The 12,258-nt window shown below is 70.0% G+C and carries 13 protein-coding genes; 2 read left to right on the top strand and 11 right to left on the bottom strand.

The window, feature by feature from the left end; genetic code table 11:
* Positions 1–79: 79 nt before the first annotated feature.
* Genes AC1MBE_RS16055 through AC1MBE_RS16045 form a run of 3 tightly spaced genes read right to left on the bottom strand, consistent with a single transcriptional unit; the run spans position 80 to position 1,954 of the window.
* Entirely contained in the window at positions 80–643 is a 564-nt protein-coding gene (locus tag AC1MBE_RS16055; RefSeq protein ID WP_479779609.1) for an adenine phosphoribosyltransferase, read from the bottom strand.
* Between the two features lie 9 nt (positions 644–652).
* The gene (locus tag AC1MBE_RS16050; protein WP_479779608.1) at positions 653–1,303 is read right to left on the bottom strand and encodes a hypothetical protein; all 651 of its coding nucleotides are present in this window, start codon (positions 1,301–1,303) and stop codon (positions 653–655) included.
* Positions 1,304–1,312: 9 nt separating this feature from the next.
* Entirely contained in the window at positions 1,313–1,954 is a 642-nt protein-coding gene (locus AC1MBE_RS16045; protein ID WP_479779606.1) for a DNA-3-methyladenine glycosylase, read from the bottom strand.
* Positions 1,955–2,056: 102 nt separating this feature from the next.
* Here AC1MBE_RS16045 and AC1MBE_RS16040 point away from each other — a divergent pair, with 102 nt between their 5' ends.
* Together AC1MBE_RS16040 and AC1MBE_RS16035 are read left to right on the top strand one after the other, a co-directional pair.
* A complete protein-coding gene (locus AC1MBE_RS16040; protein WP_479779605.1) occupies positions 2,057–3,682 on the top strand; it encodes a DNA-3-methyladenine glycosylase 2 family protein in 1,626 nt (541 codons plus the stop codon).
* The gene (locus AC1MBE_RS16035) at positions 3,679–4,194 is read left to right on the top strand and encodes a methylated-DNA--[protein]-cysteine S-methyltransferase (protein ID WP_479779603.1); all 516 of its coding nucleotides are present in this window, start codon (positions 3,679–3,681) and stop codon (positions 4,192–4,194) included. The genes AC1MBE_RS16040 and AC1MBE_RS16035 overlap by 4 nt, the downstream gene beginning before the upstream one ends.
* Positions 4,195–4,218: 24 nt before the next feature.
* Here AC1MBE_RS16035 and AC1MBE_RS16030 read toward each other — a convergent pair whose 3' ends face one another.
* From AC1MBE_RS16030 to argB, 8 genes are all read right to left on the bottom strand, one after another.
* On the bottom strand, positions 4,219–4,959 hold the full coding sequence (locus AC1MBE_RS16030) for a maleylpyruvate isomerase family mycothiol-dependent enzyme (RefSeq protein ID WP_479779601.1): 741 nt from the start codon (positions 4,957–4,959) through the stop codon (positions 4,219–4,221).
* Positions 4,960–4,996: 37 nt separating this feature from the next.
* Positions 4,997–5,536 carry a pyridoxine/pyridoxamine 5'-phosphate oxidase gene (locus tag AC1MBE_RS16025; RefSeq protein WP_479779599.1) on the bottom strand — a complete coding sequence of 180 codons (540 nt, stop codon included), beginning with the start codon at positions 5,534–5,536 and terminating at the stop codon, positions 4,997–4,999.
* 123 nt (positions 5,537–5,659) lie between these two features.
* Positions 5,660–7,096, bottom strand: coding sequence for an argininosuccinate lyase (argH, locus tag AC1MBE_RS16020; protein ID WP_479779597.1), 1,437 nt, complete (start codon positions 7,094–7,096; stop codon positions 5,660–5,662).
* A gap of 5 nt (positions 7,097–7,101) precedes the next feature.
* The gene (locus AC1MBE_RS16015; protein ID WP_175323273.1) at positions 7,102–8,307 is read right to left on the bottom strand and encodes an argininosuccinate synthase; all 1,206 of its coding nucleotides are present in this window, start codon (positions 8,305–8,307) and stop codon (positions 7,102–7,104) included.
* Positions 8,308–8,367: 60 nt separating this feature from the next.
* Positions 8,368–8,898, bottom strand: a complete 531-nt coding sequence (locus AC1MBE_RS16010) for an arginine repressor (protein ID WP_175323272.1) — start codon at positions 8,896–8,898, stop codon at positions 8,368–8,370.
* Positions 8,898–9,905, bottom strand: coding sequence for an ornithine carbamoyltransferase (argF, locus tag AC1MBE_RS16005; RefSeq protein WP_479779595.1), 1,008 nt, complete (start codon positions 9,903–9,905; stop codon positions 8,898–8,900). The genes AC1MBE_RS16010 and argF overlap by 1 nt, the downstream gene beginning before the upstream one ends.
* Positions 9,902–11,143, bottom strand: a complete 1,242-nt coding sequence (locus AC1MBE_RS16000; protein ID WP_479782666.1) for an acetylornithine transaminase — start codon at positions 11,141–11,143, stop codon at positions 9,902–9,904. The genes argF and AC1MBE_RS16000 overlap by 4 nt, the downstream gene beginning before the upstream one ends.
* Before the next feature lie 146 nt (positions 11,144–11,289).
* On the bottom strand, positions 11,290–12,225 hold the full coding sequence (gene argB / locus AC1MBE_RS15995) for an acetylglutamate kinase (RefSeq protein WP_479779593.1): 936 nt from the start codon (positions 12,223–12,225) through the stop codon (positions 11,290–11,292).
* Positions 12,226–12,258: the final 33 nt, after the last annotated feature.

Raw genomic sequence — 12,258 nt, 5'->3', positions numbered from 1 at the left:
CGGCCGCACTTTTTCAGGCATTCTACCGACGCGGCCGCCACCGTCCAGTCAGAGGATCCCGCCGTCCGGCCCGCCGCGCCTACAGGCTCAGCAGGGAGTGCACCCGGTGTTCCGCCAGGGCGTCCCGCCCCTTCAGCTCGCCAAGCTCCATCACGACGCCGACGCCGGCCACCTCCACGCCGCAGCGTTCGAACAGCCGGGCGGCTGCGCCCAGGGTGCCGCCGGTGGCGAGGACGTCGTCGAGGATGAGCACCCGGGTGCCCGGCACCAGGTCCGAGCTGTGTAGTTCAAGGGTGGCGGTGCCGTATTCCAGGGAGTAATCCTCGGAGACCACCTCGCGGGGCAGTTTGCCCGCCTTGCGGACGGTCACGACTCCGGTGTCCGTGGCGTAGGCGGCGGCCGCGGCCAGCAGGAAGCCACGGGCTTCGACCCCGGCGACGGCGTCGAACTGGCCGCGGAAGGGTTCCACCAGCGCATCCACCATGGCCTTGAGCGCAACGCCGTCGGCGAAGACGGGGGTCAGGTCCTTGAAGACGATGCCCGGCTTGGGGTAGTCCGGGACGGTGGCACATAGGCTGGTGATCAGCTCCTGCACCGGAATTGCGTTGCTGGTTTGGGGCTGGGCCTGCTCGCTTTGTTTCACCCATCAATCTTACTGGCTGGTACCAAACGGCCGGTCTTGACCGCCGGCCGGCTCCGGTGGCCCGCCTTCCCCGCCTGCCGTGCGCGGGGACTTCAAGAGGTTATTGGCCAATCCGTACCGCACCAGCTCCAGCGCTTCTGAAAGCGCGTGCTCCGCGTCGAACCGGCTGGCCGCCGCGGCACTCAGACGGAGGGTGTCGTTGGCCCAGGCGGAGCGGTGGAAGCGGTCGGCGTCGCCGTGCAAAAGCCGTCCGTAAAGGACGTCCTCGAAACGGTCCGGCCCTTCGTCCGGTGCCGGACCTTCGCCCTGGCCGGGCCCTGGCAGCACGTGCTGACGGCCCTGGACCATCTCGGGGGTGAACAAAGCGACGACGCCGTCGGCCACGTCCGCGAGGTGGCGGTCCGCCGAGTAGTTGCAGAGGCGCAGTGCCCGCACCACCAGCTTGAGCGAGACGTGTTCATCGCGGACGATGAATTTGCGCAGCAGCGCGGCCCTGAAGAGCTCAAGCCAGCGCCTGCGCTCCGCCTCGGCCGAGTGCACCGGCGGCTCCCCGTCGGGCGCACAAAGGGCCACCATCGAAAAGTACTCGGTGGCCAGCTCCTGGAAAATTTCCAGCCGTTCAAGCTCACTGCCCGGCTTCCCGCGCTTGCCTTCGCCCATGATGGCCGGCTACGCCGTCCGCACCTTCGCCGCCTTGTAGCGTGAGACGGTCGGGTCGCCAGTGAGCCAGAACCGCCACGGGTAGTCGTCGCTGCCGCCGGCGCCGGAGACGCCCACCCGTGGCCCGGAGCTGATTGCCGACGCCGGTTCGTCCGGCAGCTCAAGCCGGAACGGGGCGCTGAGCGCGTCCCGGCCGCTGTCCGCCGTCGTCAGTCCCAGCGCCGTCGCGAAGCGGGCGGGCCCGCTGGCCAGGTCCTTGGGGGCTTTCGACGTCGGCCGCCGCGCCAGGGCCAGTTCCTCCCCGGCGACCACCTCCCCGGCACGCAGCAACAGGGCGGAGGCAACCCCCTCGGGGCCGCAGACAATGTTGGCGCAGTGGTGCATGCCGTAAGTGAAGTACACGTAGAGAGACCCGGCGGGGCCGAACATCGGGGCGTTCCGCCGGGTCTGGCCGCGGAACGTGTGCGAGCCGGGATCCGGGTGCAGCGAATCCTCCGGCCCCAGGTACGCCTCGACCTCGGTGATCCGCACCGCCACCGGCCCGCCGTGGCTGCTGTGCGTCAGCACCGCGCCAAGCAGCAGCGGCGCCACGGTGCGCGCATCGGCGGACAGCAGCCCGCGCAGGGCCTCGGGCGTGACGCTGGAATCCATCCCCCGACTTTAACAAACCCCTCCATCCCCGGAGTAGCGGCCCTCCACGGCGGTGTCCGATTTCCGCTAGCGGGGGCGGACGCGGGCTGGCAGGATGGAGCCATGGACTTTTGGCAGCGCTACCGGGCAATCGATGCCCGGGACCCCCGTTTCGACGGGCAGTTCTACACCGCTGTCCGCACCACCGGCATCTACTGCCGGCCGTCCTGCCCGGCACGGACCCCCAAGGCCGGCAACGTCACCTTCTACGAGACGTCCGCCGCCGCGCATGACGCGGGCTACCGGGCGTGCAAGCGCTGCCTGCCCGAGGCGGTGCCGGGTACCCCGGCGTGGAATGTCCGCTCCGACATCGCCGGCCGGGCCATGCGGCTGATCAACGACGGTGTGATTAACCGCGACGGCGTGGAGGGGCTCGCCGCGCGGCTGGGCTACTCCTCGCGGCAGCTCAACCGGATTCTCAGCCATGAACTGGGCGCCGGTCCGCTGTCGCTGGCACGGGCCAGCCGGGCCCAGACCGCCCGGACGCTGCTGGTCTCCACCTCGATGAAGGCCGCCGATATCGCCTTCGCCGCGGGCTTCAGCAGCGTCCGCCAGTTCAACGAGACCATTGCCGAGGTCTTCGCCATGACGCCGTCGGCGCTGCGGGCCACTGCGCGGCACCCGCAGGCGCCGGCCCGTACCGCGGTGGCCTCCACGGCCCTGGCCCTGAACCTGCCTTACCGCGACCCGTTTGACCCGGGGGTGTTCGGCTTCCTGGCCGTGCGCGCCATCCCGGGGATCGAGGAGGGAACGGCTACGTCCTATGCCCGGACAATGCGGCTGTCCCACGGGGACGCGCGCTTCCGGGTGGACTACGACGTCGACTCGCCGGGACGCCCGTTGAAGCTAAGCATCGGTGCCGTGGACCTGCGGGACCTGGCCTCGCTGCTCAGCCGGGTCCGGCGGCTGCTGGATCTCGACGCCGACCCGGTCGCTATTGACACGTCCCTCGCCGCCGATCCGCGGCTGGCGGCCAGTGTTGCGGCCGCCCCTGGGATGCGGATGCCCGGGGCCGTGGACCCGCAGGAACTGTTGATCCGCGCCATGGTCGGCCAGCAAATCACCGTGGCGGCGGCGCGGACGGCACTGGTCCAGCTGTCGGCATGCGGCAGCGAGAGTGTGGTTCCGGCAGATGGCCTGCACCGGATTTTCCCTACACCGGCCGAGATTGCGGACACCGGATTCCAGTTGCTCCGCGGACCACAGCGCCGCATCGATTCGATTCGCGGAGCCGCCGCGGCGATGGCCGCAGGCGATCTGGACTTCGGCTACGGCGACGACCTGGCCGGACTGCAGGCCAAGCTCCTGCCGTTGGCCGGCGTCGGACCCTGGACCGTGGGGTACCTCGCGATGCGGGTGATCGGCGCTCCGGACGTGTTCCTGGCCAACGACGCCGCGGTCCGCAACGGTATCCGCTCGCTGGCGCAGAACCCGGACAGTACCGACGGCGCCGGCCCGGCTGCCGCTATCCCTGTCCCCGGCAGGTACTCCCACGCTCCACTTGCCCCGGCTTCGCTCTCCCCCGATTTTCGGGAGGTCAGCCCGTGGCGCTCCTACGCCACCATGCACCTTTGGCGCGCGGCCGCAGCAGCCCGGCCCGCGGCGCGGACAAAATCAGCCCGGACACAGCCAGGCCGGACGACATCAGCCGGCAGCAAGACAACAGCCCTGAAGAAAGTGACGCAATGAAAGCGCAGCTCCTCACCCTGTCCACCCCGGATGGCCCGTTCACCATCATTGCCCGCGACGGCGCCGTCCTGGCCTCGGGCTGGACCGCGGTGCCCGGCGAACTCACCGGCCAGATCCACGCCGACCTGCTGCCCGAGGGCTACGAGCCGGTCCCGGACCTGGGCAGCATCTCGGACGCCGTCGAGCACTTTTATGCCGGCAACCCGCGAGCCGTGATGGAGGTCCCGGTGCTGCAGAAATCCGGCCCCTTCCGCAGCCATGCCTGGGACATGCTCCGGACTGTGGCCGCAGGCAGTCCCGTGACCTACACCGAATACGCGGAGCTCTCCGGCAACGCCAAAGCCGTCCGCGCGGCGGCCAGCGCCTGCGCCTTCAACGCGGCCGCCTTGTTCGTGCCCTGTCACCGGGTGATCCGCACCGACGGGAGTCTGGGCGGGTTCCGCTGGGGGCTCGCCATCAAGGAAAGCCTGCTGGACCGCGAGCGTCAGCTGGCCCTCGCGGTGCAGGCCTAGTACTACGGCTGGTTCCTCACCGGCCTACTGTGTCACCGGCACACCCGCGGGCCAGGGCAGCAGTGAGGGCAGTTCGGCGCCGTCGGCCGCTGCGGTGGCACGCAGGCTTCCCAGGGTGGGGGTGCGGCCTGCCAGCCACGCCGCGATATCGGTGAGCATGCCGTTAATGGCGGTCGAGCGTCCGCCCGCGGCACCGATCGTGACGGAGGGCAGTCCCAGCGGCTGCAGCACGAACCGCTCCCCCTCGGGCACCCGGGCAGCCAGGAAGTCGAAGAGGTGTTCGCAGAACGGCCTGCTCCAAGTTTCGGGGCCGCGGCCGGTGCCGAGGTCGGTGGCGTGAATGGTGAGTTCGCGCCAGAGCGCCAGTCCGCCGTCGAACACCACGCCGCCGCGGTAGCTGATGGGTTCCTGCCAACCTGCCGCATCAAGTGCCCCGAACGCCGTGAGTGCGCGCTCGAAGGCGGCGGCCACGGCCGTCCGGTGCTCCTGGGCGCTGTGGCCGGCCGCCAGTTCGATGGCGCGGGTGCGTCCCTCGAAGCCGCCGTCGTAGAGTTCGATGCTTTCGCCGCGGGCGGCGTATTCGGCCTGACGGGCCATCGCGTTGCCGATTCCGGCGAGGTGGGCCAGCACGTGTCCGCGGGTCCAGCCCGGGAGTTCGGACGGGGCCTGGACATCCTGGTCGTTGAGTTTGACGGCGATTCCGGTCACGACGTCGGCGGCGCGGCGGAGTTCCTCCAGCAGGGTTTCAGGGGTGATTGAGGTCATGGCGCCCATCCTAACGGAGCGACCGGATTAATCGCGGCTAACTGGGCCGGCCGTCCTGGCCGGGACCGTAGCGGTGCCGGATGTGCCGCCGGTCGTGCCGTGCCTGCCAGAATTCGAGTTCGCGGGGCCGGAGCGAGTAGAGCTGCCAGCGGGGGTTCGCGCTGCCGTCGGCGCCGGGCCGATCGTTCCAGTCGACGGCGGAAGCTTCCGCGGAGAGCTCCACGACGTCGCCTGCCACGCGGACCTGGCGACCCTGCTGTTGCCAGAAGAAGTTCAGCGCGGCGTGCGGGTTCTCCGCCAGTTCCCGGCCTTTGCGCGACCGGCGGGACGTCGCGAAGTGCCAGCCGTCGTCGTCGATGTCCTTGAGAATCAGCATCCGCGAGGACGGCCGGCCGAGCGCGTCGGCCGTAGCCAAGCTGCAGGCATTCGGCTGCGGAACGCCGGCCGCCAAGGCTTCGGCGAGCCACTGCCGGAACAGCTCGGCGGGGTCCGCGGGCGCCTGCTCCGGGTCGAAGTCCGGGAGCGCGTCGGGGAAGTCAGGCAGCGCACGCAGGAATTGGCGGAACGATTCGCTCATGCGCCCATGCTAACCGGACGCACAAACGCTCCCTCACCTCTGGCGCGGATCCGGGCGGCGCTCCGGCAGTAGGTGCAGGAGCGTCGGCGGAAACGTTGCCAGAGGTGAGGGAGCGTCGGGTACCTAGCCGGCGTAGGCGCGCACGCCCTCAAGCTCCGCCTCGAGCGCCAGCAGCTGGCGCTCGACGGCGGCCGGCGCGGTGCCGCCCTGCGAGTTCCGGCTGTTGAGCGAGCCTTCGGTGGACAGCACGGTGCGGACTTCCGGCGTCAGGTGCTCCGAGATGGCGGCGTATTCCTCGTCCGTCAGGTCCCAGAGTTCGACGTCGCGGCTTTCGGCCTGCTTCACCGCGGCGCCGGACAGTTCATGCGCCTCGCGGAACGGAACGCCCTGCCGGACCAGCCATTCGGCGATGTCGGTGGCCAGCGCAAAGCCCTGGGGTGCCAGGGATTCCATTCGCTCGGTGTTGAACTTCAGGGTCGCGATCATGCCGGAGACGGCCGGAAGCAGCAGCTCCAGGGTGTCGGCGGCGTCGAAGACCGGTTCCTTGTCCTCCTGCAGGTCGCGGTTGTACGCGAGCGGCAGGCCCTTGAGCGTGGCGAGCAGCCCGGTCAGGTCGCCGATCAGCCGGCCGGCCTTGCCGCGGGCGAGTTCGGCCACGTCCGGGTTCTTCTTCTGCGGCATGATCGAGGAGCCGGTGGAGTAGGAATCGTGCAGGGTCACGAAGGAGAACTCCTTGGTGGCCCACAGGATCACTTCCTCCGACACCCGGGACAGGTCCACGCCGATCATGGCCGACACCCAGGCGAACTCGGCAAAGACGTCGCGGGAGGCGGTGCCGTCGATCGAGTTGTGCGTGGCCGAGTTGAAGCCGAGGTCCGCCGCGACGGCCTCCGGGTCGAGGCCCAGCGAGGATCCGGCGAGGGCGCCGGATCCGTAGGGCGAGACGCCGGCGCGCTTGTCCCAGTCGGCCAGCCGCTGAACATCACGCAGCAGCGCCCAGGCATGGGCCAGCAGGTGGTGGCTGAGCAGCACCGGCTGGGCGTGCTGGAGGTGCGTGCGGCCGGGCATGGCCACCCCGCGGTGCTCCTTGGCCTGGCCGACCAGCGCATCGATCGTGGCGAGCACGCCGCGGGCGATGATCCGTGCGTGGTCGCGCAGGAACATCCGTCCCAGCGTGGCCACCTGGTCGTTGCGGGACCGGCCGGCGCGGAGCTTGCCGCCCAGCTGGGTGCCGGCACGCTCGATCAGGCCGCGCTCCAGCGAACCGTGCACATCCTCATCCGATTCGGCCGGGGTGTACGCACCGGAGGCGACGTCCGCGTCCAGCCGGCCCAGGGCGTCGAGCATGTCTTCCAGCTCGGCGTCGTCCAGCAGCCCGGCCTTGTGCAGCACTCGGGCGTGCGCCTGGGACCCGGCAATGTCGTAGCGGGCCAGGCGCCAGTCAAAGTGCGTGGACTTGCTCAGCGCGGCGAGGGCGTCGGCGGGGCCGCCGGCGAACCGGCCGCCCCACAGGGCCCCAGTATTAGTCGCCCCGGACTTGGTGGTTTCCGACTCAGCCACGCGGGCTACTTTCCTGCGACGCGGATGTCGCGGCCGGAGGCGACCTTGGCGGACATGCCCCACAGCTCGATGAAGCCGCGCGCCATCGACTGGTCGAAGGTGTCGCCGGTGTCGTAGGTGGCGAGGTCGAAGTCGTAGAGCGAGGTCTCGGAGCGGCGTCCGTTGACGATCGCCTGGCCGCCGTGCAGCACCATGCGGATGTCGCCGGAGACGTAGCGCTGGGTGTCTTCGATGAAGGCGTCCAGGGAGCGCTTGAGCGGGGAGAACCACTGGCCGTCGTAGACCAGTTCGGACCAGCGCTGGCCGACGGTTGCCTTGAAGCGGGCCTGCTCGCGCTCGATCGTGATGTCCTCGAGGTGCTTGTGCGCGGTGATCAGCGCCATCGCGCCGGGGGCCTCGTAGATTTCGCGGGACTTGATGCCGACCAGGCGGTCCTCGACGACGTCGATCCGGCCGACGCCCTGGGCGCCGGCGCGGCGGTTCAGTTCCTTGATGGCCTGCAGCGGGGTGACCTTGACGCCGTCGATCGCGACCGGCACGCCGGCTTCGAAGGAGATGGTGACTTCATCCGGGGCCGGCGGGAATTCCGGGGTGGCGGTGTAGTCGTAGATGTCCTTGGTGGGGGCGTTCCAGATGTCCTCGAGGTAACCGGTCTCGACGGCGCGGCCCCAGACGTTCTGGTCGATCGAGTACGGGTTCTTCTTGGTGGTCTCGATCGGCAGTCCCTTTTCCTCGGCGAAGGCGATGGCCTTGTCGCGGGTCAGGGCGAGGTCGCGGACCGGGGCGATGCACTTCAGGTCCGGGCCGAGGGTCTGGATGCCGACCTCGAAGCGGACCTGGTCGTTGCCCTTGCCGGTGCAGCCGTGGGCCACCGTGGTGGCGCCGAATTCGCGGGCGGCCTTGACCAGGTGCTTGACGATCACCGGGCGGGAGATCGCGGAGACCAGCGGGTAGTGGCCCTGGTAGAGGGCGTTCGCCTTCAGCGTGGGCATGCAGTATTCGTTCGCGAACTCATCCGACGCGTCGGCCACGTAGGCTTCGACGGCGCCGCAGCCCAGGGCACGCTGGCGGATGGTCTCCAGCGACTCGCCGCCCTGTCCGACGTCGACCGCCACGGCAATAACCTCGGCGCCGGTCGCTTCACCGATCCAGCCGATGGCTACGGAAGTATCCAGGCCACCGGAGTAGGCCAGCACAATACGCTCAGTCACTTCAAATGCTCCTTAGTTGTTGGGTTCTTGGGGTCTCTGGTGAAAGTTCACGGGTAAGTCCTACTGGCCGGCTTCTTCGGCCAGCTGCAGGAAGCGGGCGGCGACGGCGGCGCCGCCGGCCGGGTCGCGGGTGACCAGCAGGACGGTGTCGTCCCCGGCGATGGTGCCGAGGATCGAGGGCATCACCGAATGGTCGATCGCGAGGGCCAGGAAGTTCGCGGCGCCCGGCGGGGTACGGAGCACCACGAGGTTCGCGGAGGCCTCGGCCGTGACCAGCAGTTCGCCGCAGAGCCGCGCAAGCCGCGCGTCGAGGATTTCCTGGGTCACGCCGCTCTTGGCCGCGCGTTCCCCGCCCTCCCCCGGCACCGCGTACACCAGCACGCCTTCCTTGCCGCGGACCCGGACCGCGCCGAGCTCCACGAGGTCGCGGGACAGCGTGGCCTGGGTGACCTGGACGCCGTCGTCCGCGAGCAGCGCCGCCAGCTCGGCCTGCGAGCGGACGGATTCACCGGTGAGGATCGCGGTGATCCGCGCCTGCCGGGCCGTTTTGGTGGCCGGGCTGGCCCCCTGGGCGGCGGGCTGGACGGACATCAGTCCAGCCCGTCCACCGGCGCCAGCCCGTCAACCACAGCCAGGCCGGAGCGGTGCATGAGCCAGGCCATCAGGGCCTTCTGCGCGTGCAGCCGGTTCTCGGCCTCGTCCCAGACCACGGATTGCGGGCCGTCGATCACGCCGGCGGCAATTTCGTAGCCGCGGTAGGCCGGGAGGCAGTGCAGCACGACGGCGTCCGGCGCGGCGAGTTTCATCGCGTCCTCGTCCACGGAGTAGTCGCGGAACAGCTGCAGCCGGGCTTCCTTTTCGTCCTCCTGGCCCATCGACACCCAGGTGTCGGTGGCGACGACGTCGGCTCCGCGGAGCGCCTCGGCGGCGTCAACCGTGACCAGCACGGAGCCGCCGGTTTCCGCGGCGCGCTCTTCCGCGGCGGCAACGATCTCCGCAGCGGGGAGGTAGCCCTCCGGGCCGCAGATGCGCACGTGCATGCCCGCGGTGACGCCGGCCAGCAGGTAGGAGTTGGCCATGTTGTTGGCCGAGTCGCCGAGGTAGCTCATGGTGAGCCCCGCCAGCGTGCCCTTGTGCTCCTTGATGGTCAACAGGTCGGCAAGGAGCTGGCAGGGGTGGTAGTCGTCGCACAGGGCGTTGATCACCGGGACGTGGGCGTTTTCGGCCATCGCGACGAGGCCGGCGTGCGCGCCGGTCCGCCACACGATGGTGGAGACCATACGTTCGAGCACCTTGGCGGTGTCCTCGACCGACTCCTTGTGGCCGATCTGGGCCTCACCCGGGTTGATGATCAGGGCGTTGCCGCCCATATCGGCGATGCCGGTAGCGAAGGAGACCCGGGTGCGGGTGGAGGTCTTGTCGAAGATCACGGCCACAGTCTTGCGGCCGCTGCCCTCCGCGGCGAAGGGCTGGACGCTGTACGGGGCTGCCTTCATCCGGAGGGCGAGGTCCAGGACCTCGCCCTGCTCGGCCGGGGTGAGGTCCGTGTCCTTGAGGAAGTGGCGGATGGGCACGGATGCGGGCACGGAGGCGGTCACTGGGCGTCCTTTGCGGTCTGGAGGAGGGCCGGCAGCGCGGCGAGGAAACGGTCGGCCTGGGCCGTGGTCAGGATCAGCGGCGGCGCGAGCCGGATGGTGTGCGGGCCGGGGCTGTTGACGATGAACCCGGCGTCGAGTCCCGCGGTGACGACGGCGGGGGCCACGTCGGCGTCGAGGTCGAAACCGATCAGCAGGCCTTCGCCGCGGACTTCGGTGACGCCGTCGATTCCCGCGAGGCCGGCGCGCAGGTACTCCCCCACTTCCCGGACGTGGGCGAGCAGCTGCTGGTTTTCCAGCACGTGCAGGGTGGCCAGGGCCGCCGCAGTGGCGACCGGGTTGCCGCCAAAGGTCGTCCCGTGCTGGCCGGCGGACAGCAGCGATGACACCTCGGGTCCGAAGGTGAGCAGGGCGCCGATCGGGAAGCCGCCACCCAGGCCCTTGGCAAGGGTCACGGCGTCGGGCACGATCCCGGCGTCTTCGCTGGCCAGCCACTTGCCGGTGCGGCCGATGCCGGTCTGGACCTCGTCCAGGATCAGCAGGGCGCCGGCGGCGCTGGTGGCCTCGCGGGCAGCCCGCAGGTAGCCGGCGGGCAGCGGCCGGACGCCCGCCTCGCCCTGGATCGGTTCGAGGAAGACGGCGGCCGTGGTCTCGTCAATCGCGGCGCGGAGCGCGTCGATGTCACCGAAGGGGACGTGCACGACGCCGCCGGGCAGCGGCGCGAACGGCGCCCGGTAGGCCTCCTTCGAGGTCAGCGCCAAGGCGCCCATGGTGCGGCCGTGGAAGGCGCCTTCGAGGGCGATGATCTTGGTCCGCGGCTGCGCCTCCGAACCGGAATTCCGCCTTGCCAGCTTGAACGCCGCCTCGACGGCCTCGGTACCGGAGTTGGCGAAAAACACCTTGGACCCGGCCGGCGCCTGGGAAATTTCCAGCAGCTTCTCCGCCAGGGCAACCTGGGTGGGGCTGGTGAAGAAGTTGGAGACGTGGCCCAGGGTGGACAGCTGGCTGGAGATCACCGAGGTGACGAAAGGGTGGGCATGGCCCAGCGCGTTGACCGCGATCCCGCCGAGCAGATCCAGGTATTCCTTCCCGTCGGCGTCCCAGACGAGGCAGCCCGCGCCGCGGACCAGCACACGCTGCGGGGTGCCGAAGACGCCCAGCAGCGAGGACGAGTAGCGGGACAGCCACTGCGCGCCGGTGGTTTGACCAACGAGCGCGGTTGCGGCGGCCTCCGCAGCGATGGGGGCCCCACCCGTCCCCTGCCTCACCCCGTCCTCGCCAGCTCGGACGGGGACCCCGGAGGCCGTGGGCCCATCGCGGTGCCCGACCACACCCGGCCCCCCATCGCTGCTGCGGCCTTCGGCGGAATGGTTCAGTTCAGTGCTGCTCACTTTGCGTTCACTTCCTCGTCCGGGACGACCTGGGTGCCGATGCCGGCGGTCGTGAAGGTCTCCAGCAGCATCGAGTGCGGCAGCCGGCCGTCCACGATGTGCGCGCGCTCGACGCCGTCGTCTATCGCTTTCAGGCAGGCCGCCATCTTCGGGATCATGCCGGACTCCAGCCGCGGCAGCATCTCCCGCAGCTCCGAGGCCGTGAGCGAGGAAATCAGCGATGACCTGTCCGGCCAGTTGGCGTAGAGGCCTTCGACATCGGTCAGGATGACGAGCTTGGAGGCCCCCAGGGCCGACGCGACCGCGGCCGCGGCGGTGTCCGCGTTGACGTTGAGTACCTGGCCGGTGGTGGATCCGTCGTCGTGGATTTCCGGCGCGACGGTGGAGATCACCGGGATCCGGCCGGCCGCCACGATGTCCAGGATGCCTTCCGGGTTCACCCCGACGACTTCGCCGACGAGGCCCAGGTCCACCTCTTCGCCGTCCACGACGGTGCCGGTCCGGACGGCGCGCAGCAGCCCGCCGTCTTCACCGGACATCCCGACGGCGTAGGGGCCGTGCGAGTTGATCAGGCCCACAAGTTCGCGGCCCACTTGGCCGGTGAGGACCATCCGGACCACGTCCATGGCCTCGGGGGTGGTGACGCGCAGGCCGCCCTTGAACTCGGATTCGATGCCGAGCCGGCTGAGCATGGCGTTGATCTGCGGGCCGCCGCCGTGCACCACCACGGGGTGGATGCCGACGTGGTGCAGGAAGACGACGTCTTCGGCGAAGGCGCGGCGGAGCTCGTCGTTGACCATGGCGTTGCCGCCGTACTTGATCACCATGGTGGTGCCGGCGAAGCGCTGGATCCAGGGCAGCGCCTCGATCAGCGTGCCGGCCTTGCTCTGCGCGTCGGCCATGGATGTGGTCTCGCGGGTCTGGGTGCTCATGGCGTTCGTCTTTCTGTTCGTCCGTTACCAGAC

The sequence above is a fragment of the Arthrobacter sp. BG5 genome (genome assembly GCF_056680155.1).
Note: the sequence above shows the minus strand (reverse complement) of the source record. Positions and strands in the feature narration are given on the sequence as shown.